The 25,350-nt window shown below is 50.8% G+C and carries 26 protein-coding genes; 23 read left to right on the forward strand and 3 right to left on the reverse strand.

Annotation, left to right across the window (positions count from 1 at the left end):
* Positions 1-69: 69 nt before the first annotated feature.
* A complete protein-coding gene (locus IEY53_RS05510) occupies positions 70-477 on the reverse strand; it encodes a hypothetical protein (protein ID WP_189022798.1) in 408 nt (135 codons plus the stop codon).
* A 390-nt stretch (positions 478-867) separates the two neighbouring features.
* Between IEY53_RS05510 and IEY53_RS05515 the strand changes: the two genes are divergently transcribed.
* From IEY53_RS05515 to coaD, 5 genes are all read left to right on the forward strand, one after another.
* Positions 868-1,236 carry a hypothetical protein gene (locus IEY53_RS05515; protein WP_189022800.1) on the forward strand — a complete coding sequence of 123 codons (369 nt, stop codon included), beginning with the start codon at positions 868-870 and terminating at the stop codon, positions 1,234-1,236.
* 1 nt (position 1,237) lies between these two features.
* Positions 1,238-1,837 (forward strand): hypothetical protein, encoded by a 600-nt coding sequence (locus IEY53_RS05520; protein WP_189022802.1) that lies wholly within the window; start codon positions 1,238-1,240, stop codon positions 1,835-1,837.
* 626 nt (positions 1,838-2,463) lie between these two features.
* Positions 2,464-3,153 (forward strand): DUF8580 domain-containing lipoprotein, encoded by a 690-nt coding sequence (locus tag IEY53_RS05525; protein WP_189022804.1) that lies wholly within the window; start codon positions 2,464-2,466, stop codon positions 3,151-3,153.
* A gap of 640 nt (positions 3,154-3,793) precedes the next feature.
* Positions 3,794-4,402, forward strand: coding sequence for a 16S rRNA (guanine(966)-N(2))-methyltransferase RsmD (gene rsmD, locus IEY53_RS05530; protein WP_189022806.1), 609 nt, complete (start codon positions 3,794-3,796; stop codon positions 4,400-4,402).
* Complete coding sequence (coaD, locus tag IEY53_RS05535; protein WP_189022807.1) at positions 4,386-4,904, forward strand: pantetheine-phosphate adenylyltransferase; 519 nt, start codon at positions 4,386-4,388, stop codon at positions 4,902-4,904. The genes rsmD and coaD overlap by 17 nt, the downstream gene beginning before the upstream one ends.
* Here coaD and IEY53_RS05540 read toward each other — a convergent pair.
* The gene (locus IEY53_RS05540; RefSeq protein ID WP_189022808.1) at positions 4,876-6,099 is read right to left on the reverse strand and encodes a nucleoside recognition domain-containing protein; all 1,224 of its coding nucleotides are present in this window, start codon (positions 6,097-6,099) and stop codon (positions 4,876-4,878) included. The genes coaD and IEY53_RS05540 overlap by 29 nt on opposite strands.
* Before the next feature lie 136 nt (positions 6,100-6,235).
* On the opposite strand from IEY53_RS05540, the gene IEY53_RS05545 reads away from it, so the two are divergent.
* Complete coding sequence (locus IEY53_RS05545) at positions 6,236-7,273, forward strand: SepM family pheromone-processing serine protease (RefSeq protein WP_189022809.1); 1,038 nt, start codon at positions 6,236-6,238, stop codon at positions 7,271-7,273.
* On the opposite strand, the gene IEY53_RS05550 is transcribed toward IEY53_RS05545, so the two are convergent.
* Entirely contained in the window at positions 7,263-8,501 is a 1,239-nt protein-coding gene (locus IEY53_RS05550; protein WP_189022810.1) for a nucleotidyltransferase, read from the reverse strand. The two genes, IEY53_RS05545 and IEY53_RS05550, sit on opposite strands and share 11 nt — an antisense overlap.
* A 147-nt stretch (positions 8,502-8,648) precedes the next feature.
* Here IEY53_RS05550 and IEY53_RS05555 point away from each other — a divergent pair, with 147 nt between their 5' ends.
* The 17 genes from IEY53_RS05555 to IEY53_RS05635 all read left to right on the forward strand — a co-directional run bounded on the left by IEY53_RS05555 (position 8,649) and on the right by IEY53_RS05635 (position 25,324).
* A complete protein-coding gene (locus tag IEY53_RS05555; RefSeq protein WP_189022811.1) occupies positions 8,649-9,158 on the forward strand; it encodes a YceD family protein in 510 nt (169 codons plus the stop codon).
* Between the two features lie 67 nt (positions 9,159-9,225).
* Positions 9,226-9,399, forward strand: a complete 174-nt coding sequence (gene rpmF / locus IEY53_RS05560; protein ID WP_019911234.1) for a 50S ribosomal protein L32 — start codon at positions 9,226-9,228, stop codon at positions 9,397-9,399.
* A gap of 1,124 nt (positions 9,400-10,523) precedes the next feature.
* Positions 10,524-11,120, forward strand: coding sequence for a transcription factor FapR (gene fapR / locus IEY53_RS05565; protein WP_189022812.1), 597 nt, complete (start codon positions 10,524-10,526; stop codon positions 11,118-11,120).
* Entirely contained in the window at positions 11,104-12,093 is a 990-nt protein-coding gene (gene plsX / locus IEY53_RS05570) for a phosphate acyltransferase PlsX (RefSeq protein WP_189022813.1), read from the forward strand. The genes fapR and plsX overlap by 17 nt, the downstream gene beginning before the upstream one ends.
* An 8-nt stretch (positions 12,094-12,101) precedes the next feature.
* The gene (locus IEY53_RS05575; RefSeq protein ID WP_189022815.1) at positions 12,102-13,091 is read left to right on the forward strand and encodes a beta-ketoacyl-ACP synthase III; all 990 of its coding nucleotides are present in this window, start codon (positions 12,102-12,104) and stop codon (positions 13,089-13,091) included.
* Positions 13,092-13,108: 17 nt separating this feature from the next.
* Complete coding sequence (fabD, locus tag IEY53_RS05580; protein WP_189022817.1) at positions 13,109-14,041, forward strand: ACP S-malonyltransferase; 933 nt, start codon at positions 13,109-13,111, stop codon at positions 14,039-14,041.
* Positions 14,042-14,081: 40 nt separating this feature from the next.
* On the forward strand, positions 14,082-14,831 hold the full coding sequence (fabG, locus tag IEY53_RS05585) for a 3-oxoacyl-[acyl-carrier-protein] reductase (protein ID WP_189022819.1): 750 nt from the start codon (positions 14,082-14,084) through the stop codon (positions 14,829-14,831).
* A gap of 120 nt (positions 14,832-14,951) precedes the next feature.
* Complete coding sequence (locus IEY53_RS05590) at positions 14,952-15,185, forward strand: acyl carrier protein (RefSeq protein WP_019911228.1); 234 nt, start codon at positions 14,952-14,954, stop codon at positions 15,183-15,185.
* Positions 15,186-15,377: 192 nt separating this feature from the next.
* Positions 15,378-16,616 (forward strand): beta-ketoacyl-ACP synthase II, encoded by a 1,239-nt coding sequence (gene fabF, locus IEY53_RS05595; protein WP_189022821.1) that lies wholly within the window; start codon positions 15,378-15,380, stop codon positions 16,614-16,616.
* Between the two features lie 12 nt (positions 16,617-16,628).
* Entirely contained in the window at positions 16,629-17,333 is a 705-nt protein-coding gene (gene rnc, locus IEY53_RS05600) for a ribonuclease III (protein ID WP_189022823.1), read from the forward strand.
* A gap of 273 nt (positions 17,334-17,606) precedes the next feature.
* The gene (locus IEY53_RS05605; protein WP_189022824.1) at positions 17,607-17,957 is read left to right on the forward strand and encodes a Na-translocating system protein MpsC family protein; all 351 of its coding nucleotides are present in this window, start codon (positions 17,607-17,609) and stop codon (positions 17,955-17,957) included.
* Positions 17,958-18,087: 130 nt separating this feature from the next.
* Positions 18,088-20,232 carry a formate dehydrogenase subunit alpha gene (fdhF, locus tag IEY53_RS05610; RefSeq protein ID WP_189022826.1) on the forward strand — a complete coding sequence of 715 codons (2,145 nt, stop codon included), beginning with the start codon at positions 18,088-18,090 and terminating at the stop codon, positions 20,230-20,232.
* Positions 20,229-20,819 (forward strand): 4Fe-4S dicluster domain-containing protein, encoded by a 591-nt coding sequence (locus IEY53_RS05615; RefSeq protein ID WP_189022828.1) that lies wholly within the window; start codon positions 20,229-20,231, stop codon positions 20,817-20,819. The genes fdhF and IEY53_RS05615 overlap by 4 nt, the downstream gene beginning before the upstream one ends.
* Positions 20,820-20,851: 32 nt before the next feature.
* Entirely contained in the window at positions 20,852-22,246 is a 1,395-nt protein-coding gene (locus IEY53_RS05620; RefSeq protein WP_189022830.1) for a [FeFe] hydrogenase, group A, read from the forward strand.
* Positions 22,243-22,827 (forward strand): 4Fe-4S dicluster domain-containing protein, encoded by a 585-nt coding sequence (locus IEY53_RS05625; RefSeq protein WP_189022832.1) that lies wholly within the window; start codon positions 22,243-22,245, stop codon positions 22,825-22,827. The genes IEY53_RS05620 and IEY53_RS05625 overlap by 4 nt, the downstream gene beginning before the upstream one ends.
* A 27-nt stretch (positions 22,828-22,854) precedes the next feature.
* Positions 22,855-23,895: a GTP 3',8-cyclase MoaA gene (gene moaA, locus IEY53_RS05630; protein WP_373293806.1), complete on the forward strand. Its 1,041-nt coding sequence runs from the start codon at positions 22,855-22,857 to the stop codon at positions 23,893-23,895.
* Between the two features lie 7 nt (positions 23,896-23,902).
* Positions 23,903-25,324 (forward strand): aspartate ammonia-lyase, encoded by a 1,422-nt coding sequence (locus IEY53_RS05635; RefSeq protein WP_189022836.1) that lies wholly within the window; start codon positions 23,903-23,905, stop codon positions 25,322-25,324.
* Positions 25,325-25,350 lie beyond the last annotated feature (26 nt).

A 25,350-nucleotide genomic window follows, 5' to 3' on the forward strand; every position in this document is an offset into this window, starting at 1 on the left:
TCTAAGGTGCGAAAGTTGAGTTGTTTAGAAAAAAGGATGCCCCCACAAGGTGGAGCACCCATGCTAACCCTATACTTTTACAATTAAATAAAGGTATAAATTTAATCTGCTTGATGATGTGTTGTGGAGAGATGTGACCCAGACATGTGGATGTCTGGGGAAATTTTCTACAGCATATACAGGGGCTAGCGGATCGGTTGCAAATCCTGCACTGATTACTCTTTCAGTTGATGTTCCGGATAAACGGCAAACCAGATATTCATTCGGATTCAATACAAATGTCCACTTATAAAGTTTAAAGCCTTGACCATGAGCATCACTATCTGCTTCTTGAGGGGTGAACTCAACATCTCGATTCGGTACTACCCTACTTACGGCTCCAGACATTTTTTGTTGCGGAAAATAAGTGTTCGTATGGACCCAACCAGCAGGTGTGGAGGGGACATATGAATTTGCAAAATGGGGATTACGGTACATTCGATTAACAACTCCTTTAGTTGAATGGTCTATCTTATGAACCCATAAAAAAGTTGAACGTTGTCCTTAGAATTTATTTGTAATCAAAAGGAATTGATGTAAAATAATCTCTATTAAAGTGGACGGTGGGTAAAAACTGTCTTTATTTTAAATTACTCTCTTTGTCCCATCCCGGGCGAAGCAGGCTGGCCCTTTTCCGGTCTTATAAAATAGTTTGAAATTTTTGTTGATTTGTGACGATAATAGGAATATAGAAACTTTTACCAAGGGGAGGTTGTGATGCAGAAATTTATATCCTGAATATAGTAGGTGCGACTCTATTTGCTGGAGCCTTGTCCTTTGCGGATTCCGCGGGGCTTATCGGGAAGAAAGTAACCGGAGTATTTACAATTGAGAAAAATGGAAAAAAGGTCGCTGAAAGCGGCTATTATTAACGGATCTGCCTATGCTCCGGTGTGTGCAGTTGCGGAAGCGACTGGAGCGGGATTAACGGTCGAAGGGAAGAAGATAATTATGAGCGAAACGAATACTACGACAGCAGCTAATGGAGGTCACAAGACAATCGCTGAACTGCAGATTGATCGCAAGAAAATTACAGGTGCGATTGACCAACGGAAATTGAATAGCACTGACTTAGAAGCGAATGCCATTCCATTATTTGAGGCATACAAACAAGTAGTCGACAAGAAAAAGACAGAAATAGCTACACTCCAGCAGCTAACCGAAATTGATGCAAAGATCACTGTGTTGCTGAAATAGAATGATAAGAAAATTACTACTATTTTTACTCGTCGTCATGTTCTTATCCGCATGCTCTTTAAATAGCGAGCAGAATTTACAAGAAGAGCCTACGAAATCACCCCAAGAGATCAACCAGGCATTATCAGGCCTGGTAGAGCAGAAGGACGAGGTAGAAGAATTCTCGGCCTATTATGCACAAACAACCCATGAAAACAAAGACAAGAGTGATTTTTACGTTTATTTCATCAGAGACAAAGAAGGTATTGTCTCAAATCTGCGATTTGTGATTCATTATGTAGGTACAGTTCCGATCAACACAAACTGGATTAAGATCAATGCTGATGGACAAATTTTTGAATTTAATAATATAGATTATTCAATACAAAAGTCCTTTTATTATAATACTGCACAGGAAATTTATGAAAGCGATGTTTTTCTTGCTGATCTCAGGATGATAAAGGCAATGGCTAACGCAGACAAAACAATTGTGCGATGTATTGGAGGTGTCTACCAAGAAGACATAGTTTTGAGTAAAGGGCAGAAACAGGCAATGCTGAATGTTCTCAAGGCCTATAAGAATGCCGGAGGGATAAATGAATTCTATGGTGATGAACTTTGAGTCCTTGTACGAGGGCTCTTTTATTTTGCTCGAAAGGAGAAAATAAAGCATCGAATTTTGTCTCAACCACATTAGGATATACATTTGCGAGATGGCTTTACTCGATCTACTTCAAACGAATAATAACTTATGTTGCAAGGACGAATAAAACAACAATCCCAATTAGGATAAGTAGTTTGTTCAGAAAGGACAATAACCTTGAAAATACCTGTCAACCTAATACACATGGTGGGGTATTTTTTGCGTTCAGGAGTTTTCTCCTTACCAGTGATATGGAATTAAATTACATAATAATCCATCCGGATGCATCGAAAAGAGACCTCGCGGATCATTCCGTGAGGTCTCTTTTTAGGAAACTTTTTTATAGGGGTGGGAAAATATCCAGGGCAGTAGTCTTGTAAATAAAACTGAGTTGCGTGCCTTGAAGAAGCTTGTCTGGGGGAAGGAATAAACAGACCGAAGCCAACCGTCCAACTTAACAAGTTGGCGGTTTTTTGCGTTATTTTGGAGAACTCAGAGGCATTATTAACCTTAGACTCATAAGCATATATTACAAATTAACTACCTTACTAAGGGAATAACGGCGATGTGGGTAATAAGTTATTAATCAGATGAGGAGGTTTACCATGAAAAAAACGATCTTAACTTTAACAGTAAGTTTTGTTCTCTCGTCTACCGTGCTTCTGGGCGCATGTAGTAACAACGAAACGGAAAACGTGGGGGAACCGACAGTAGTTCCCACAGCCACATCACCGTCCAACGATGCTACAGTCAGTCCTGAAGTGACCGATGCTCAGAAAGCAACCGAAGTACCGGAAACCACTAGCCCGGATGACAGCGGGCCTCAGGTCTCGGACCGTCCTGCAACCAAAGAATTCGGTGAACTAGAGGGAGGTGTTCCCGGGCAAACAGGAACGCTTACTGAGGGCAATGGATTTTCGTTGTATCTGTTTCATGGCTTCATCCTAGATGCTGACACAGGCCGCTTAGCGCTGGCTGAGGACACCAACTATTATGCAGACATTGAAAAGCTGCCTTCAGACTATAATCTTGCCGAATTGGAAAAGCAGGGCCAAAGCGAGCTGTCTACTTTCGGAACGCCCAACGACTACAGTGGGGAATTGATCGAGCATCCGCTAGGTCATGCCGAACTGTACTTACAAGTTTCCGGCACCAAAGGTTTGGAGGATTATATGGTCTGGAAAAATCAGGCGGGAGAAGCCTATCTCTTTCGCATACACAACCCAAATGGTGAATTGTCTGATGGATTCGCCAGCTGGCTAATGGTTTCTCTATCGACGATTGAAGAGAATTAGTTTATCCCTTCAGGTCGGTTTATCCGAGAACGCTTTGAATTTTTAGCATATATAAAATAACCCGCCGGGCGCACGCCTGACGGGATTTTTTCTGTTTATATTATAAACTCCGTAAATACCGGGCTCCGCAGCATGCCGAGCTTCGGCAGAAACAACATCAGATACGAAGCTGACTTTTCACCGAAGCTCTGTAAAAACCTAAAGTATAAGTAATTTCAGTCGGACAGCGACTATTAAATGAGTTTCATCCGCCGAGTGGGCAAAAGGAAAGTAAGAGAATTGGAATGGAAAAACCCTTGATACATATGTCATTACACAAAAATAATCGGGGCCCTATTTCTAGGGCCCCTTTCATGGGAGAGGAGAAACCGGACGAAGAGCTTATGGGGAAACGTAAGCCTGCTCCGCGGTTGTCTACGACATTTTGTGATGTCGATAATTATATGATGTCCGCTTTTGCCCACTCCTATACATTGAATTTAATAAATTGTTTCGAATGCGGTGTGTCTGCAGGAGAACAGGAGATATGACATATAAAGACAAACTTTTTTATTTCATGCTCCGAATGTGGTACGATAGGCGTGAACTTATGCCGGTTTCGGCATAATAAACAGCAGATATAGAGCGGGTGAACGAACAGGTGAGAGTGGTATCGGGAAGTGCCAAGGGAAGGCCGCTAAAAAGTGTCCCGGGAAGCGGGACAAGGCCTACAACCGATAAAGTGAAAGAAGCGATTTTCAGCATGATAGGCCCTTATTTTGAGGGCGGAGCGGTGCTTGATTTATTTGCAGGAACCGGGGGCCTGGGTATTGAGGCTCTCAGCAGAGGGATGGAGCGGGCGGTATTTGTGGATATGGAGCCCAAAAGCATTGAAACAGTACGCGCCAATCTGAAGTTGGCCAGGCTGGAGGCCGGTGCGGAAGTGTACCGGAACGATGCCGGAAGAGCTTTGGCGGCAATGGAGAAGAGGGGGCGTTCTTTTGATCTTGTCTTCCTGGACCCTCCCTACCGGCTGAAGCACGGCGATGAGCTGATGCAGAGTATGGTGGATAAAGGATTGCTGAATAAGGAAGCTGTGATTGTACTGGAACATGAGTCGGGATACAAGTACCCTGAGGAGATTCCGGGATTTACCTGTCTGCGCCAGGCAGTGTATGGGGATACGACTGTTTCGATTTACAGATATGAGGCCGCTGGCTCAGAAGAAGCCGGAAGTGACGAGGAGGCAAATGATGAGTCTGCAAATTAGGGAAGAGCGTGTTGCTATTTATCCGGGAACTTTTGATCCGGTGACTATGGGGCATATGGATATTATCCGGCGTGCTGCCAAGCAATTCGATCGTTTAATCGTGGCGGTTCTGAACAATTTGAGCAAAAATCCGCTGTTTTCCGTCGAAGAACGGACGGATCTGCTGCGTCAGGTCACAGCGGACATTCCGAATGTGGAAATTGACAGTTTCCGAGATTTGCTGGCCAATTATGTGCGGCAAAAAAATGCCCAAGTAATTGTACGGGGGATTCGCACGATTACCGATTTTGACTATGAGTTGCAGATTGCTTCTATTAACCATAAGCTGAATCCGGATGCTGAGACCATTTTTATGATGACGAATCCGAAATACTCCTATCTCAGTTCAAGCGTTGTGAAGGAACTGGCCCATTTTGGCGGGGATATGATGGATCTGGTGACCCCTGAGGTTGAGCAGGCCATGAAGCTGAAGTTCAACCGGATGAACGGCGGAGCGAAGTGAACATATAGATTACTGACGATAACACCAGCAATAACGCAAGCAGCAGTAATTGCAGGCGGAGCAGCTGGGGGAAAAGGTTCCACATTGTAACGTTCGCTGCAGTGCCGGACGGAGCCGCAGTAAGGCGGGCAATGGCAGGCTGAACAGCACCCGGGGCATAGAGCACCTTCCATAGACAAAAGGTTAACCCAAAAGCATATAGACCGTGCAGCAGGCGAACGGCAGCATAAGGCAGGAACCTGACACTGGCCGGTTTGAGCAGGGTCAGCACCTGCATCAGGGCGCAAACCCCGCTCCAACCCAGTGCTGCGGACAATAGAGCCATGCTCCCCGTATTTAAGGTGCTTGAAGCAGCAGCTTGGCCTGAACCTGAAGTCAGGGCTTGTGCGCCCAGATGAAGCTCAAGCAGGCTGGAAGGCAAGGAGCCCGGAAGACTGGGCAACAGAGATATAATAATATTGATAATAACGGCGAACATAATCATATACCCGCCTACAATCATCAGGTTCTGGACTGCGGAGGCAACGGATTCGCCGAGCAGCTTGCCGAAGCTGCGGCCGTCGCGGGTTCTTGCTTCTGAAGCGGCATGGATGATACGGCGAATCAGGGACTTTTGTACAGTAGTCCGGCTGTTCATGGCCGGCTGTGATTTCTGATGAGGCGGGGGTGCAAATCTGGAGGCGGTAAAGCCGGCCAGCAGTCCCGAGACCCAATGGATGATCAGCAGGGTATACCCGGCTGATGCGCTATGCAGAAAGGTGGCACCCACCACAATCAACAGGGTCACGGGGCTGGCAAAATGGCTTAGGGCAGCCAGGCGGCCAGCCTCCTTATCGGTTATAGAACCTTGCTGATGCAGTTGCATCACCCCTTGGGTGCCTCCCGGGAAGCCGGTTGTTGCCCCCAGCGCGAGCGTCCAGCCTCCTGCCCCCGGCAAGCGGAATAACCGGACCATCAGCGGCTCCAGCAGCACACCGAACCCATGAACCAGACCTGAGGCGGTCAGCATCTCGGACAGAATCAGGAAAGGCAGCAGAGCAGGGAACACCAGTGTCCACCATAGCTTCAAGCCCTGCATAGACGCTTCGAACGATGATTCGGGTGCGAGTACAATGGCAACGGCGAGCAGGATAGCAAACGCTCCGGGGACGAACGGCAGGGAGCCTGTGGCGATCCGGCGTATTTTAGTGTTCATTCTCATATCACCTCTTCATAGCTTAGGGAAGGACGGGTATTGTTAACAGGTTATGCGAAGCAGACAACCGTCATGACTAAGGAAGATTGGTGGTTTTTTTTAACTCATTGAAGTGGTCAGAAAGAAGGGGAGAGCAGTGAAGCAGCTGAAGCGTCGCGCGGGATTGCGTGCCGTCACCTATTTATTTACCTTTGTGATTGTCGTTTATGTGGCGGTTTTTATGAGTACCCCTTATATTGTTTACCAGCCCGGGAGTGCGACTGAAGTGGCTCCAATGATTAAGGTCGAAAATGCGGATCCTGCGGAACAAGGGACATTTATGATGACCACCGTATCTGCAAGCTATGCCAATCTGGTTCTGCTGCTGGCCTCCGCATTTAATTCCAATGCCGAGATTGCCCGCAAGGAGGCGCGGCTGGGGGATCGGACGGAAGAAGAGTATGCAGCGGAGCAGGTTTTTTACATGAGCAGCTCGCAATCTTCTTCAGTGCAGGCCGCCTATAAAGCCGCCGGAGTTCCTTATGAGGATGTGGTCGACTATTTGTATGTTTTCTCGGTTCCTTCAAGCAGCAATCAAAGCCGCTTTCAGCCGGGTGACAAAATCATGAGCGTTGACGGAGAGACGGTCAGTGATCCTGAGGTTTTATCCGCTTTGCTGGCTTCCAGACAAATAGGCGGTCAGGTTGAAGTTGTCCTGCAGCGAGGAAGCGACAAACTGCAAGAAAACGTCACGTTGGTCGAGGTAAAGGATAAGGAGAAAGCAACGACACGCCCGGGTCTCGGAGTGGTCATTGCCGCAGTGCGGAAGGTTGAGCCCAAAGAGGCAGGGAAAGCCGTCAGCTTTGTGGATACCGAGGTAGGCGGCCCCTCTGCCGGCCTGATGTTCACAATGGAAATCTATAACCGGCTGACCCCGGGGGATTTGACCAAAGGGCATCGCATAGCGGGAACCGGAACCATCGATGCAAACGGAGAGGTCGGGGCGATTGGCGGTGTGAAGCACAAGATCGTCGCGGCGGACCGTGAGGGTGCGGAGATCTTTTTTGTTCCGGTCAAAAATTACGAGGAGGCCCGGGCGAGAGCGGACCAAATAGAGACCGCAATGAAGCTTGTGCCTGTGGCCACTTTGGCCGAAGCCCTGCAGTATATGGAGGGGCTGCCGGTCACACCCTGACCGGAGGCTCCAGGAAGTCCCGGTACAGATCGGTCCGCGACGGGGATGTGAATGCTCCGGCATAAGCGGCAGCCGCCTGGAGATCCAGCTCCAGCTGGGGATGGGAGCAAAGCGCTGGCCGCATGACAATCGGCAGACTGGCGCTTTGCTTCATTTTTTTGAGCAAGGCTCGCCCGTTTTCGCTGAAGCCCAGCACCCGGATATAGCCGGGCCCCTCTGCAAGGACGGGTGAGGCAAGCTCTTCTTTTGTATGATTCAGCAGAACATGCAGCAGCAGACGCTGCAGACGTGTATGCGTGTAGCGTTTGGTCTTTAATGCGCCCAGCAGGCCTGTAACCGTGAACTGCTCCATCAGCGGCAGTACACGCAGCAGGCGGTTCTCCAGGCCTTCATTCATGTCATGAAAAGCGCGGAGCCGGGAAGCACTGCTGGTCGCAAGGATATGCCTTAGCGGAACCTGAAAGTTCTCCAGCCCGAGCGGCCCTCTTCCGGCCGCATGTTCGCGTTCCAGGATGGACAAGCTGTAATCAGGGAGATAAGAGGCGGGCGATCCGCCTTCTGCCAGCAGCCTGCGAATAGCGGTGGCGCTGGCAATGGCCGAGCCCGGCTGCAGCGGGTCGTGAAATCCGGCACCCGTCCGGGGCACCGTCAGCGGTCGGATCTTACTGCGGAGCCGCTGCAGGGCGATCAAATAATGGAGGCCGAGGCTGTTGTTCGGCTGGCGCAGCAGCTCTGCAGCCTCCTCTAGGCTCCCGTCGCCGCTGCGGGAACCCACCCAGACCGCCGCCGCCGCTGCGCTGTAAGCGGCGGGGAAGCTCGTTCCGAGCGCCATGCGGCGGCGGATCTCGCCTTGAAGTTCACTGCTTTCCTCTGCCAACACCTTGGCCAGAGGAAGCAGTGAACCCAAAGTGCCCGCTTCGGAGCCGAAGCACAGGCTGTCCACGACCCCGGTCGCTTCCAGCAGGGCCACAGCTCCGAAGGCGAACCATTCCGCCGGCTGCACTGCGTAAGCCACCGGCAGTTCCAGGACGAGGTCGGCGCCCATGTGGAGCGCCATCTCTGTCCGGGCGTGCTTGCTCACCGCCGCCGGCTCGCCGCGCTGGGTGAACGGTCCGCTCATGACGATAACGGTGCTTTGGGCACCGGACAGTTTTTTGGCTTCGTTATATTGATGGACATGCCCATTGTGTAAAGGGTTGTATTCTGCTACAATTCCAACTGTTGTCACAGCGCTTCACTCCAAATCCGTCAAATATTAGGGTTAAGATAGTTATATCATAATCTGGCCCAAATTCTGAAACAATATAAAGGGGAAATGGTTGACAAAGTGTGGAATTACTAGGTATAATAAATTTTGTTTGTTTGGAGTGATATTATGAACATTCAATTTCGCAAGTTAGCGAATGCCGACGAGCCTTTACAGCTCCATGATACTGTGGATGTTAGCGAGGTTGTCAAAGGGCGCAAGGATATTCTGGCTGTTGCACCACTCTCAGTAGACCTTAAAGCGCTGCCCGCGGGAACCGATAGTGTGAACGTGGTGGGAACACTGAGTGGAGAGGTGGACATGTTATGTTCACGTTGTCTCACGGAGGTCAAGAGCAAGCTTAACATTCCTTTCGCTGAGACTTTCAAGTGGCTTAAACAGCCAATTCTTCCGGACGATGAAGATGAGGAACTCATTTACATCAAGGATGAGAGTGTGGATCTTATCCCGTATGTGGAAGAAAATTTCGTACTGCACTTACCGGATTCGGTATTGTGCAAGGCAGACTGTCTTGGTCTTTGTCAGAAATGCGGACAGAACTTGAACGAAGGCACCTGCAGTTGCGACAACACAGTGATCGATCCTCGACTCGCTGGGTTGAAAGACTTTTTCAAATGAAACATTGACTACAAACCAAGCGTCCCGCAGTTGTGCGGGGAAAAATCAAATTAGGAGGTTGAACACAATGGCAGTACCTCAACGGAGAACGTCCAAAACACGCCGTGACAAACGCCGCACCCACTTTAAACTGGTTGTGCCGGGCATGGTGAAATGCGAACAATGCGGAGAGCTGAAACTGGCTCACCACGTATGTAAAGTTTGCGGAACTTACAAAGCAAGAGAGATCATCAAACAATAGTTTGTGTTCTGGAGACGGACGCCTTCCCTCAGGAAGGTGTCCGTTTTTGCGTCCATACTGCTGCGCACACCATTCGCCGGCGTTCCTTGCCCCGCTCTATGGAGCTTGATGTAAAAGGGGGGCGGTCTGGTAAGGGGATATTCAAATTACCGTGGTTAGATACTATGCTTGCTCAAAAGAGGAGTACGGTTCTGATTACCGCGGGTCGATAAGACTAGCAGCGCGGTTTTGGTGTGTTTGGTGGTAGCTTAAATCTCTCTGATCGCGCTCAAAAGTTGAGTCTGATGTATTTCGTACATAGAAAACTAGAAAATAGTCTGCCAAAGTCCGTACGAAAGGCAAAAGTGCCTTACAATGTGCCGCGCGGACCGAATTGACTCAAAGGAAAGGCAAAAATGCCTTAGAATGTGCCGAGGGGACCAAATTGGCTCGAAGGAAAGGCAAAAATGCCTTACAATCTACCAACTCTACCTGAGTGGGCCAAATTAACGTTTGGCATTCACTTTCAATCTGTCTTTACAAACGCTGCCCCATCGGATTTGCTTGGCCTGTCAACGCCGGTTAGCTTTCCGCCACTGCAAACCATCCCCCACCCTAAACCATCCCCCCGAAAAGCAGCGGTTAATGCAGAGTTTAAGACGATTACTGTACTGGAAGTGTGTCAGATGATGAACTCCTTTATTTTTGGCCCAAACAGTCGTACAGACGCCACAAAGCTGGTGGAGATAGGAACCTTCGTACAACTTTCGGCACTTAATTCGAGAAACGAGTTACGAGGGTGAGAGATACTAGATACCTGATACCAAATACCACCCACCAGACACCAGCGCTAGCTACAAGACAGTTTCCCCATTCAATATGTGCAACATTCCAGCCCCGGTTTACAGGGGTTCCTCCATTATCCGGAGGACTCCACATCTACTTCCTCTATCTCCAATCCATTGTTGTTTAAAAACGTCTTTTGAAGTCAATGCTTTATTTTTGCCGCAGCATGCTTTATACTACATATTAGTACCAGGTTCTAAAGAACTTATATGAACGCCATGAAGAGAACAACAGCGGCCATACTGAGGGGCCGGATGCGCTTTTCAGCAAGTTCCAGGAGGTGAGCCGCCATCGAGCGGATGTCCAAGAAAGAGCGCCAGCAGCAGCTGCTTCACCTGATCGGCGGCAATCCTTTTGTAACGGACCGGGAACTGACCCGCCAGCTGAAGGTGAGCATTCAGACGATCCGGCTGGACCGCATGGAGCTGGGAATTCCCGAGCTGCGTGAACGCATGAAGCAAATGGCGGAGCATTCCTATGATCAGGTACGCTCTTTGCCTGCGGATGAAGTGATCGGTGATATTGTGGATTTGCAGCTCGATAAGAGCGGTATTTCCATATTTGAGATACGTGGGGAGCATGTCTTCTCCAGAAATGGCATCGCCCGCGGCCACTATGTGTTCGCCCAAGCCAATTCACTTGCAGTCGCTGTTATCAATGATGAAATTGCGCTGACAGCTTCAGCCGATATCCGCTTTGTACGCATGGTTCGGCTCGGAGAGAAATGTATCGCCAAAGCGCAGGTGCGGTCACAAGCCGGCCGCGGCGGCAAAGCCGAAGTAGATGTCTTTACATATGTCGGTGAAGAGCTGGTGTTCCAAGGCCATTTCATTGTGTACCGGTCTGCAGTCGAAGATAATAGTGAAGGGGGAAACCGCAGTGTTGATCGCCATTGATGCCATGGGCGGGGACAACGCTCCTGAGAGTAATGTCGAAGGGGCGTTGTCCGCGGCCGCGGAGTGGGCAGATACACAGATTGTGCTGGTGGGGGACGAGGCTGTACTTGAGCCGCTGCTGAAGAACAAGCCGGCGAACCTGTCCATTCGCCATGCTGGCGAAGTGATAGGTGCCGATGAAGAGCCTGTGAAGGCGGTGCGCCGCAAAAAGGATTCATCCATGGTCGTAGCCGGACGGATGGTCCGCGAAGGTGAAGCGGACGCAATGATCTCGTCCGGCAACACCGGTGCCTTGATGACAACGGGCTTGCTTGTTGTTGGAAGGATGCAGGGCATCGAGCGCCCTGCGCTGGCACCGATGATTCCGACGCTGGACGATGTCGGAGTACTGGCGCTGGATTTAGGCGCCAATATGGACGCGAAGCCTCAGCACCTGGCACAATACGCACAGATCGGCAGCATCTACCGGAAGAAGGTACATGGGATCGCCAGACCGCGGGTAGGGCTGCTGAACGTGGGGACGGAACCCGGCAAGGGCAACGAGCTGACCAAGGAGGCTTATCCGCTGCTTGAGAATTTGCCGGGCATTCATTTTGTCGGAAACGTCGAAGCGCGTGATGTGCTGACCGGCAGCTGCGATGTGCTGGTCTGCGATGGTTTTGCCGGCAACATTCTGCTGAAGTCTCTCGAAGGGACAGCCGGTGCGATTTTTTCGCTGCTGAAGGAACAGTTCAGCAAGTCGCTGAAGACGAAGCTGGGCGCGGCGATGCTGATGCCGGAGCTTAGAGGCCTCAAGGGCAAGATGGATTACAAGGAGCACGGCGGAGCGCCGCTGCTGGGTCTTGCCGGCCTCGTCGTGAAAGGACATGGCTCTTCTGACGGCAACGCCGTCAAGAATGCGGTCAGACAAGCACGGATCGCGCTGAAGGCGGATCTTGTGCCAAGTATATCGAAGGAAATTAGCGGGAAGTGAGTGACGAAATGAAACAGTTGCGGCCAGTTGGAATTATCGGTACAGGGAAATATGTGCCGGAGAAGATATTAACCAACAGTGATTTGGAAAAAATAGTAGATACCAATGACGAGTGGATTGTCAGCCGTACAGGTATCCGGGAACGGCATATTGCCGCTCCGCATGAGGCGACCTCCGATCTTGCTTACGAGGCAGCACTCAAGGCATTGGAGTCCGCCGGCATGACAGCGGATGAACTTGATCTTATTATCATTGCTACTGTTACACCGGATAGCGCATTTCCTTCCACGGCGTGCATTCTGCAGGATAAGCTTGGAGCAAGAGGCGCGGCTGCCTTTGACCTGTCGGCGGCTTGCTCCGGATTTGTCTACAGCCTGGCAACCGCAGTGGGTTTCATTCAGAACGGAATGTACAACAATGCGCTGATCATCGGGGCGGATACCTTGTCCCGTATTACCGACTACACGGACCGCAACACCTGTGTGCTTTTTGGGGACGGCGCTGGCGCTGTAGTGATCGGGGAAGTACCAGAAGGACGCGGATTCCAGTCGTTCGATCTGGGCGCGGAAGGCTCCGGGGGCCATCTGCTGAAGCTTGAAGCGGGTGGATCTCGCCTGCCTGCCTCCCAGCAGACAGTCGAAGACAAAAAACACTTCATTTATATGAATGGCCGCGAGGTCTTCAAATTCGCGGTGCGTGTGATGGGCTCCGCTACGGAACGTGTCCTGACCAAAGCCGGTCTGGCCAAGGAAGATGTCGATTTGTTTGTGCCGCATCAGGCGAACATTCGCATCATCCAGTCGGCCATGCAGCGGCTTGAGCTGCCGCCGGAGAAATGTGTAATCAATGTCGACAGATATGCGAATACCTCGGCGGCATCGATTCCGCTCGCTCTGGTTGAAGCAGCGGAAGAAGGACGCATGAAGGAAGGCGACGCGGTGCTGATGGTTGGCTTCGGCGGCGGCCTGACCTGGGGAGCTTCCGTACTAATCTGGTAGCAGAAGGAGTTCTATACATGACAAAAATCGCTTTTATCTTTCCCGGCCAGGGCGCACAGTCCGTTGGTATGGGCAGGGATGTATATGAAGCAGTGCCCGCCAGCCGGGCTATATTTGAAAAGGGCGATGAGGTGCTGGGATTTCCGCTCAGCAAGCTTGTTTTTGAAGGTCCGGACAGCGAACTGAAGCAGACTGTGAACACCCAGCCTGCGCTGCTGACCGCAAGCATCGCTTATCTTGAAGCGCTCCGCGGTCAAGGCTTGACCCCCGATTATGTGGCAGGCCACAGCCTTGGCGAATACAGCGCACTGGTGACCGCCGGTGTCCTTTCCTATGAGGATGCAGTTAAGCTGGTGCGCCTGCGCGGCCGGTTCATGGAAGAAGCAGTTCCCGGCGGTCAGGGGGCAATGGCTGCTGTGCTCGGGGCGGAGCGGGAGGCGCTCGCTGAGCTCTGCCGCACCATTTCGGCAGAAGCTGGAGCCGTTGAGCTGGCCAACGTCAACTGCCCGGGGCAGATTGTGGTGTCCGGTACAGCTGCGGGGGTGAACGCTGTCGTGCAGCGCGTCAAGGAGGCTGGCGGCAAGCGGGCGATTCCGCTCGAAGTCAGCGGACCGTTTCATTCCTCGCTGATGAAAGAGGCGGCAGATCGCCTCGCAGCCGAACTTATGAGCGTCACCTTTAATAAACCTTCAGTTCCTGTTATTGTTAATGTTACTGCTGCGCCGGTCACCGATCCCGAAGAAATTCGGGAGCTTCTGGTGCGTCAGGTGTACTCGCCCGTTCTTTGGGAGGACAGTGTGAACTGGCTGCTTAAAGACGGCGTGGATACTTTTGTGGAAATTGGCTCTGGGTCGGTACTGACAGGTCTGATCCGCAAGATTGACAAAAACGTCAAGCTGGTTAACATCAACAGTCTTGAAAATGCCCAGGCTGGCCTTCCACAGGTATAGCATGGATCATTCAGGCCTACGGCTGAAAGGGGAATACACAATGTTCGCAGCATTAAAGGGGCAGACGGCCCTGGTCACGGGCGCATCGCGCGGCATTGGCCGCAGCATTGCGCTGGCGCTGGCCGAGCATGGCGTGAAGGTGGCCGTGAACTTTGCCGGCAGTGAAGCGGCTGCGCAGGAGACTGTAGACCGCATCACGGAGCTTGGCTCGGAAGGGATCGTGCTCCGGGGCAATGTCGGCAAAAGCGACCAGGCGGAGAACCTTGTCAAAGAGGTTCTGAACACTTGGGGGCGCATTGACATTCTTGTCAATAATGCCGGCATTACCCGGGATAATCTGATCATGCGCATGAAAGAGGAAGAATTCGATCAGGTCATTGAGACGAATCTTAAAGGTGTGTTTAACTGCCTGAAAGCAGCAACACGTCCGATGATGAAGCAGCGTTATGGCCGGATCATCAATATTTCCTCTGTTGTGGGAGTGACAGGTAATCCCGGCCAGGCGAATTATTCGGCAGCCAAAGCGGGCATTATCGGGCTCACCAAGTCGGCGGCGAGGGAGCTTTCCTCTAGAGGGATTACTGTGAATGCCATAGCCCCCGGTTTTATTGATACCGATATGACGCGTGAGCTGTCCGAAGAAGTGCGTAGCGAGCTGGTACAAGGAATACCTCTCGCCCGTCTAGGGCAGCCGGAAGAGATTGCTATGGCGGTTGTGTTTCTTGCTTCCCAGGGAGCAGGATATATGACCGGCCAGACCCTTCATGTGGATGGCGGCATGTATATGTAGGTTCAGGCATAGAAACAATCGGGATAGCAGAGAATTAGAGAGGCCTGGATTTGCGTTTTTTGCGCTCTATGGCATTTTGATCTCATATCTCGTATAATACCAAAAGAGGAGGTGAACCGGATGTCCGATGTATTGGAGCGTGTAAAGCGCATTGTCATCGACCGCTTAGGTGCCGATGAAGCTGAGGTAACATTAGAAGCGTCTTTCAAAGATGATTTAGGTGCTGATTCTCTAGATGTAGTTGAATTAGTAATGGAATTGGAAGATGAGTTTGACATGGAAATCTCAGATGAAGATGCTGAGAAGATTACGACCGTGGGTGAAGTTGTGAAGTACATACAATCTCATACCTAGAGTCATATGATTGAGAGTCCCGTTCCTCATGGGCGGGACTTCTCCTCATTTTACAGCACTAAATTTGTCAAAAGGATGCGACTCAGCATCTTTACGGGGAATATAACAGGACTGCGTAATCACGCAGCGACTGAAGTTTATATAGCATTAAACCGAAGTATAATTTACAACCTACAGATGGGGTGATTACGTTTGAGTCATAGAGTGGTTGTAACCGGTATGGGCGTAGTGACGTCGCTTGGCAAGGACCTGGAGACATTCTGGGAGAACCTGATGAACGGCAAATCCGGGGTATCATTGGTTGAAGCCTTTGATGTTAGCGAATATACTACCCGGATCGCTTCTTCTGTCAAAGATTTTGATGCCGAGGCCTTATTCGGCCGCAAGGAAGCCCGCAAGATGGACCGCTTTGTACAGTTTGCCGTAGCGGCAGGCGAAGATGCTCTGAAGGATAGCGGACTTACTATCGGCAAGGATATCGATGCCGAGCGGATCGGTGTATCTGTGGGCTCCGGTATCGGTGGACTGGGAACCTGGGAAGATCAGCACAATATGCTGCTGGAGAAAGGCCCCAAACGGGTCAGCCCGTTTTTCATTCCGATGATGATTGCCAACATGGGCTCCGGCCAACTGTCCATCAATCTGGGAGCCAAAGGTCCAAATACGACACAGGTTACCGCTTGTGCGACAGGAAGTCATTCCATTGGTGAATCGTACCGCTTTATCCAGCGCGGGGATGCTGATGCCATGATCTGCGGCGGTGCGGAAGCAACTATCCGTCCTACAGGCATGGCCGGCTTTTGCGCAATGAGAGCGATGTCGACACGCAATGACGAGCCGGAGAAAGCGAGCCGACCGTTTGATGTGGACCGCGACGGTTTTGTCATGGGAGAGGGTGCCGGAATTCTGATTCTGGAATCCCTGGAGCATGCACAGAAACGCGGGGCAAGAATATATGCCGAAGTGATCGGCTATGGTCTGAGCGGCGATGCTCACCATATGACGGAACCGGATCCCGATGGCGCTGCGCGCTGTATGAAGATGGCTATCCGCGATGCCGGAATTGCTCCGGAAGATATTGATTATATTAATGCGCACGGTACTTCCACACCGGTGGGAGACAAGTCGGAGACAGCTGCCGTCAAGAAGGCATTGGGTGACCATGCCTATAAGGTAGCCATCAGCTCCACGAAGTCAATGACCGGTCATCTGCTCGGAGCAGCCGGTGGCGTGGAAGCGATCATTTGCGGTCTTTCCCTGCAAAAGGGAATGATTGCGCCTACGATCAACCTGGACAATCAGGACCCGGAATGCGACCTGGATTATGTGCCGAATGTTCCGCGTAAAGCGGATCTGAACATTGCCATGTCGAATTCGTTCGGATTCGGGGGACATAACGCAACCGTTATTTTGAAAAAATATAATCAGTAAGGGGACAGCGCAGTGAAAGGAGACCTGAAGCAGCTACAAAATCAACTTCAAATCCAATTTCACGATTCTGGACTTCTGAAGCAGGCTTTCACCCACGCATCCTATGTGAACGAACACCGTTTCAATCAGCATCAGGACAATGAGCGGCTCGAATTTCTCGGGGACGCGGTCCTGGAGCTTACGGTTTCCGAATATTTGTACAACCTGCTTCCGGACAGACCTGAAGGGGAATTAACTAAGCTGCGGGCTGCCATTGTGTGCGAGCCTTCACTGGTTAAATTCGCGGAAAGTCTGGGTTTTGGACGGTATGTATTGCTGGGTAAAGGGGAAGAGCTTACGGGCGGACGCAGCCGCCCGGCCCTGCTGGCCGATGTATTCGAATCTTTCGTGGGAGCGCTTTATCTCGACCAAGGACTGGAAACGGCCCGGAAGTTCCTGGATGATCACGTGTTTCCGCTGGTGGAGACGGACGGCAAGCTGCAGATGCAGATGAGCGATTTCAAGACTGAGCTGCAGGAGTTGATTCAGCATCACGGGATGGGGACGTTGGAATATCGTATCATTGAAGAGCGGGGACCGGCGCATGAGCGCGAATTCGTCTCCGAAGTATTTATGGCGAGCCGTTCGCTCGGCAGAGGAAGCGGCCGTTCCAAGAAGGAAGCGGAACAGCAGGCGGCAGCAGCTGCACTGCTGCGCCTGAAAGAAGACGGCGCCTGAGTGGAACTTAGAAAAGTGAGCGAGCAAAGAGCGGTAAAGGTCTGAATCCGGCAGGAAAGCGGAATTTAGACCTTTGCTGCTCTTTTTTTATATATAGTTAGATTGAACAAGCATCTTAGAAATTTATGGATATCGTGGAAGAAGTGGATGAATTCACGTGGAAATGAAAGGATTTGCCCTTTTTTGTGGTTTGACAATCTTTAATGGGTAGGTTTAACATGTAATTAATTAATATAAATACCATATTAGGGATGTTGAGGCTGGGATGCAGAGATGTCTGAGACTGAATTTGAATACCAGGAGAAGATTCGAAGGCTTGCCGTCAAGATTGTGAAGCATTATCGTGGCAAGGGTCCCGAGAGTGTAAAGGTAAGGCTGGAATATAAGCCCTTAATTATTATAGAGATCCGGGGGATTCTCTCCAGTTTATCCGAAATCTTACTTAAAGAAGGTGCGGTACATCTCATTACAGAATATTGGAAAGTGCTGAAGCCTTATTTGGAGAGAGAGTTTATAGCAGAGATCATAGAAACGCTTGGCAGCCCATTTACATATACATGGAAGATTGAAGATCCGACTCCAGGTGAGAGGGCCATTATTATTCAATTAAATAAATCGGTTTGATTAAAGAGAAAGGGCTTTTGCCCCTTAGCTTTTTAATAAGCCAGTACATGGTGTATTTCTGATTATACTTTGTATTGGCTTTTTTTTGTTGTTATATTGTGCAAAAAATCACAAGGAGTGGTGAGAAACTATGGGGAATAAAGTGCTGACTGTATGTCCGTATTGCGGAAGTGGTTGTCAAATGAATTTACTGGTGGAGGAAGGAAGAATAGTAGGCGCTGAACCTGCGGATGGAAGAACGAATGAAGGGAACTTGTGCCTGAAAGGACACTATGGATGGGATTTTCTGAATGATCCGCAGATTCTAACCGCCCGGATCCGCAAGCCGATGATTCGTAAAGCAGGGACACTGGCAGAGGTATCTTGGGAGGAAGCCATTCAATATACGGCCGAGAAACTAACAGTAATCAAGGAAAAGTATGGACCGGACGCAATCATGGGAACCGGTTCAGCCCGTGGACCAGGAAACGAAGCCAATTATGTTATGCAGAAATTTATGCGCGCAGTTATTGGAACCAATAACGTTGACCATTGCGCCAGAGTATGTCACGGGCCGTCCGTAGCTGGGCTTACCTATTCGCTTGGGGATGGCGCAATGTCCAATTCGATTCCTGAAATTGAGGACACAGATCTGCTGTTTATATTTGGATATAATGCAGCGGTTACCCATCCCATTGTGGCCAGAAGAATCGTAAGTGCGAAGCAGAAGGGCGCAACGATTATCGTAACCGATCCCCGCAAGACGGAGTCGGCCCGCATTGCAGATACTTGGCTGCCCCTTAAAGGCGGCACGAACATGGCGCTTGTCAATGCCTTTGGTCATGTGCTAATTGCTGAGGAGTTATATGACAAGCAGTATGTAGAGAAATATGTGGAAGGTTTTGCGGAATACAAAGCCAGTGTACAGAAATATACGCCTGAATATGCGGAGAGCATTACTGGTGTGCAAGCGGCCGAGATCCGCAAAGTCATGCGGCAATATGCGACTGCAAACAAAGCGATGATTCTGTACGGTATGGGGGTATGTCAATTTGCCCAAGCCGTGGACGTTGTAAAAGGGCTCGCCTCACTGGCGCTTCTGACCGGAAATTTAGGCAGGCCCGGTGTCGGAATTGGTCCGGTCCGGGGCCAAAATAATGTACAGGGTTCCTGCGATATGGGGGCACTGCCAAATGTCTACCCGGGATACCAGCCTATTACTGATGACAAGATCCGCAAAAAATTTGAAAAGGCCTGGGGCGTTGCTTTGCCTCGCAAAGTCGGGTTTCGGATTACCGAAATTCCTCATCTCGTTCTGAAGGAAAACAAGGTGAAGGCTTACTATATTTTTGGCGAAGATCCGGTGCAGAGCGATCCAAATGCTTCAGAAGTCAGAGAGACACTGGATAAACTGGAATTTGTAATTGTCCAGGACATATTCATGAACAAGACGGCCCTGCATGCGGATGTTATTTTGCCGGCCACATCCTGGGGGGAACATGACGGGGTCTACTCCTCGGCTGACCGTGGATTCCAGCGGATCAGAAAGGCCATCGAGCCGCCGGGTGAGGTGAAGCCCGATTGGCAAATTATAAGTGAGCTCGCCACGGCGATGGGCTATCCGATGTCCTACCGGAATACGGAAGAGATATGGGATGAAATGAGGGGGCTCTCCCCAGCGTTTGCCGGAGCCAGTTACCGGAAGATGGAAGAGCAGGGAAGCGTTCAGTGGCCATGTCCGTCCGAAGATCATCCGGGCACACCGTATTTATATAAAGGGAACCGGTTTACCACTTCCAGCGGCAAAGGACAGTTATTCGCCTGTGAATGGAGGGCACCGCTGGAGCAGCCGGATCAGGAATATCCATTGTCCTTGTCCACAGTACGTGAGGTAGGGCATTATTCGGTTCGGACCATGACCGGCAACTGCCGTGCCCTCAGTCAACTGTCGGATGAGCCCGGCTTCATCCAGATTAGTCCGGCAGACGGATCAAGCTTAGGGATAGAAGACGGCCAGCTTGTAAATGTTGTTTCCCGCCGAGGCAGAGTATTAGCCCGAGCGCAGATCAGCAACCGTATCAAAACCGGGGCCACCTATATGACCTACCATTTCTGGATTGGGGCCTGCAATGAGCTGACGGGCGATTATCTGGACCCTGTCTCCAAAACCCCCGAATACAAATATTGTGCGATACGCATCGAGAAAATTGCAGATCAACTGCGCGCTGAACAACAGGTTCAGCAGGAATATGAGGCGCTCAGACATCAAATGCATGTGGAGGCGAGCCCGGTATGAATAATGTACAGCCGAAACCGTTTGTCATTGCCGAAGCGGGCAAATGCATAGGCTGCAAGGCTTGTGAACTGGCTTGTTTCGCAGTTCATAACGATGACAATGGTGTTGGGGCGGTTGTGGGTACAGTTACGGTACCGGTTATTCCCCGGCTGCATGTCATTCGAACAGAAAGCTTCACACTGCCGGTCCAATGCCGCCAGTGTGAGAATGCGCCTTGTGCAGAAGCCTGTCCGGTTCAAGCGATCCGGCAGGAGGAGGGGGTGATAGTTATTCATGCGGAGAGCTGCATAGGCTGCAAAGGTTGTGCCATGGCCTGTCCGTTTGGTGCCATCAGTCTGTATAAAGCCTACAGCAACGGCAAGGTAGTTCCGCAGATTCAGCTGAAGGACCAGCAACACACCCCGCTGGAGCGTATGGCCAAAGTTATCGCCTATAAATGTGATTTATGCCGGACCAGGGATTATGAGGGAGGAGCTGCGGGAAACGTTCCGGCTTGCGTAGAAGTCTGTCCGGTAGAGGCACTGTCACTGGTTCATCCGGATACTCGTTTATCCAGGTCCCGGACAGCCGCGGCTATGCGGCTATAATACCACTCTAATTGAGAAAAGAAGGTTGTGCCATGTCGTATGATCCAATCATTCATATTGACGAACAATTATGTACCGGCTGCAGACGTTGCGCGGCTGTATGTCCTGTGGACGCCATTATCGGCGAACCGGGCCATCCGCAGACCATTGATGCTCATCGCTGCGTCGTTTGTGGACAGTGTGTGCAGATTTGTACCGCTTATGCTGCGGACAACGAGTCGACGCTAGCCTCCCGAGCGGTAAAGTTACAGGAAAGAGGGCAGCTGCCCAATGTGCATGAGCCTTTGTTCGCTGCCTATTCGTCAGGAGATATCCAGAAGGTTAAAGCTGTTCTGGCTGATCCGAAACGGTTCAAGGTGGTCCAGTGCGCCCCTGCGATCCGTGTATCTCTGGCGGAAGAGTTTGGGCTGCCCTTCGGCACTTTAACCCCGGGGAAAATGGCGGCGGCGCTGCGAAGGCTAAAGTTTGACCGCATCTATGATACGAATTTTGCTGCAGACGTGACGATTATGGAAGAGGGCTCGGAGCTGATTGGAAGAGTGATGTCAGGAGAGCGGCTGCCAATGTTTACCTCCTGCTGTCCGGCCTGGGTTAAGCATGCGGAGACGGCAGCACCGGAGCTGCTGAATCATTTGTCCAGCTGCAAGTCCCCGATGCAAATGGGCGGAGCCTTGTTCAAGACATACGGAGCAGAGCTGGATGGGATTGCACCTGCAGATATTTTCAGCGTTGCGGTTATGCCCTGCACCTGTAAAAAATTTGAATGCAGCAGAGAAGAGATGAATGTGGAGGGTTGCCGTGAAGTGGATCTCGTCATTACTACAAGAGAGCTGGCCAGCTTAATCAAGGATCAAGGCATCGATTTCATACATCTTCCCGAGGAGCCGTTTGATTCACCGCTGGGCAAATACTCTGGAGCGGGCTCGATCTTCGGTGTCACAGGCGGAGTAATGGAAGCTGCGATTCGAACGGGGTATGAACTGATCACCCATGAGCAGATTCCTAATCTGCAATTGGATTTTGTCAGGGGAGAAGAAGGAATTCGGACGGCAGAAGTTCAAATTGGAGATTTGGAGCTCAAGGTGGCTGTAGTTGCTGGACTTAAATATGTTGATGCTGTTCTGGCAAAAGTTGGAGAGGGCACCTGCCCGTATCATTTCATTGAAGTTATGGCTTGTCCCGAAGGTTGTGTCAGCGGCGGCGGCCAGCCCAAGCTCTTGCTGGAAACGCAACGGAAATGTGCTTATCAGGCCAGAAAAAGTGCAGTCTACCGCCACGATTCTCATCAGAAGGTCCGCAAATCCCATGAGAATCCCGATATTATCAAATTATATAAGGATTTCTTAGGTGAACCCTTAGGCGATACTTCACATCATTTACTGCATACCAAATTTGTTGACAGAAGCGTTAAGGAGGAGATGTCATGAACCGGTTTGTTATTGCCGATCCCGATAAATGTATAGGGTGTCATACTTGTGAAGTGGCCTGCGTAGTTGCACATGCCGGGAACAATATGTTCCTTGAGGGAGAGTGCGGGGGTGACTTCTATCCCCGGCTGACTGTCGTCGAGACCGACGAAGTTACTGCACCGGTGCAGTGCAGACATTGCGAGGATGCTCCTTGTGCCAATGTGTGTCCGAATGGCTCCATTACGAGCAGAGACAACAGCATTTTCATCAATCAGGATAGCTGCATTGGGTGCAAGACCTGTATGCTCGTATGCCCCTATGGGGCGATTTCAATGGTTCCGGCATATAAGAGTGGCCAGAAGCAACATCAATCCGGGCTTCATTCCAATTCATCGGGTGCATGGAGCCGCAAGGAGAGAATCGTTGCGAACAAATGTGATCTGTGTGAAGACAGCGGTCACGGTCCGGAATGTGTGCGGGTGTGTCCCACAAATGCACTCCAGCTCATCGTTCCAAGTCAGATTGAGGATTCCATTTCCGGGAAAAGACTGGCCAGTGCGCAGTCATTACAGCAATTCGGCGGTTTTTCGCGCCTCTGATTCAGCCACTATAACGCAGAAAGCAAGGTGGAATGTTTGTCTGACATCCTGGTCGATTCGTTTGGTCGTTTACATAATTATGTGCGTATCTCCGTTACGGAGCACTGCAACTTGGGTTGTCAGTACTGCAATCCGGGCAGAGTGGTAGGGGCTACGGAGGCTAACCTGCTTACCTATGACGAAATTGTAAGGACCGTAAGTGTGCTCGCTGAGATGGGGGTAACCAAGGTGCGCCTTACCGGAGGAGAACCGCTGCTGCGTCCGAACCTGGAAGAACTGGTGGCCAGGTTAAGAGCCATCTCCGGGATTAAACGTGTCGGGTTGACCACAAATGGACTGCTGCTCGCCAACAAAGTGCAGAAGCTGCGTGATGCCGGGCTTACGGATCTCAACGTAAGCCTGGATTCTCTAATTCCTGAACGGTTTTCCAGAATCACCGGAGGTGGGGATGTCAGTAAGGTGTTGCATGCTCTGGCAGCCGGTTTTAAGGCTGGATTCGAGGTGCTGAAGCTGAATGTGGTCTTAATGAAGGGGATCAACGATGATGAGATTGAATCCTTTCTGCAACTGACTCTGAAATATCCGCTGTACATCCGATTTATTGAATATATGCCAATGGGTCGTGACCTCAACGGATGGGAAGCGGGATATATGCCCTTGGAAGGGATACTTGAGCGTTGTGCCAAGGCGGGTTTTAGTCTTGAAGCAGATCCGCACTTGGGCAGGGCATCTGGTGAGCCCACAGGAAAAGAAGCGGATTCGGGTCCCGCCCGTTATTTTCGTATCCAAGGAGCAGCAGGGGAATTTGGTTTGATTAATCCGGTCAGCCAGCATTTCTGTAATTCGTGTAATCGGCTGCGTATTACGGCAAATGGTCACTTTAAGCCATGCCTCTGCTGGAACGAAGAACTGTATATCCGGCCTTACATTGGACAAACAGAGCTGCTGAAACAGTTGTTCCTGCGCGCATTGGAAGCCAAACCTAGCCAGCATATGATGTCGGGTCAACCGGGTACCATGCCTCCGTTGAAGGCCACCAATCGCCTGATGTCGCAGATTGGGGGATGAGAAGCAATTGAACGATGATCCATTGTTTCGTATAGAATCGGATTCTTTGGGGAATGCAGCGGTTCCCGTTGAAGCTTATTATGGAATTCACGCGGTAAGGGCGCGGGATAATTTTGCGGTTAGCGGCCGAACGGTGAATCTGCGGATCATCCGGGCTATAGTAATGGTGAAGAAAGCGGCAGCCAAAGTAAATGGCAGGCATGGGGATATTCCCGAACAGGTGGCCGCGGGGATTGTATCTGCTTGCGATGAAATTCTGCTAGGACAGTGGGATAAGCACTTTATTGTTGATGCGTATCAGGGCGGAGCGGGAACAAGCACGAACATGAATGTTAACGAGGTGATCGCCAATCTGGTCATCGAGAGAATCGGTGGCTCCAAGGGGGATTACCAGCTGATCCATCCGATAGATCATGTGAATCTCCACCAGTCTACGAATGATGTGTATCCCACTGCCATGCGAATTGCAATGATTCCGCTGCTTCGCTCGCTTAGTGAAGAGTTTGCCTCTCTACAGGAGGCACTGCAGGAGAAGGAACGGGAATACGCGGATGTGTTAAGGTTAGGGAGAACGCAACTAATGGACGCACTGCCAATTATGGCGGGACAAAGCTTTGGTGCTCATGCCAAAGCGGTCGCACGGGACCGGTGGCGGCTGTATAAGGCGGAGGAGCGTCTGCGTGAGATTAACCTCGGAGGAACGGCAGTGGGCACAGGAATGAATGCCCCCCTTGCTTATATCTATGCCATTGCGGAAGAGCTGCGGGAATTAACCGGAATGGGGCTCTGCCGCAGCGATTTTCCGATGGATGGAACACAAAATATGGATGTGTTTGTGGAAGTCTCAGGTTTGCTCAAAGCCGCTGCGGTCAACTTACTGAAGATATCTGGAGATTTTCGGCTGCTTAATGCCGGACCCTCCGGCGGAATGGCAGAATATATCCTGCCCCCTATGCAGGTAGGTTCTTCGATCCTGCCCGGTAAAATGAACCCGGTCATTGCGGAGGTGGCCGGGTCTGTCGCGATGAAGGTGATTTCCAATGATACAGCGGTCACTCTGGCGGCGGCCAGCGGGCAGCTGGAGCTGAATGCCTTTGCTCCTTTAATCGTTGAATCCCTGCTTGAATCTCTTGAAATTCTTACCCAGGCTGTACGGCTGTTTCATGAACGATGTGTGCAGGGGTTAATAGTCGATGCTGCGCATTGTCTAGAGCAATTGGAATGCTCCGGCGTTATGGCTGCTGCAGTGGTAACGTATCTGGGTTATGAAACCGCAGCTGAACTGGCTAAGTCTGCGGCGGCCTCGGGCCGGCCGCTAAAAGATATTCTCCTGGAACGCGGCCTGATGACCAAAAAGCAGATCGATGCCATATTGCACCCGTTAGAGGTTACCAAACCTGGCATCCCCGGAAGATCAAGAGATGAATAAAGGGTCTAAGATAACGAAGGAGCGCA

This window comes from Paenibacillus albidus (assembly GCF_014644435.1).
Lineage (GTDB): Bacteria > Bacillota > Bacilli > Paenibacillales > Paenibacillaceae > Paenibacillus_AQ > Paenibacillus_AQ albidus.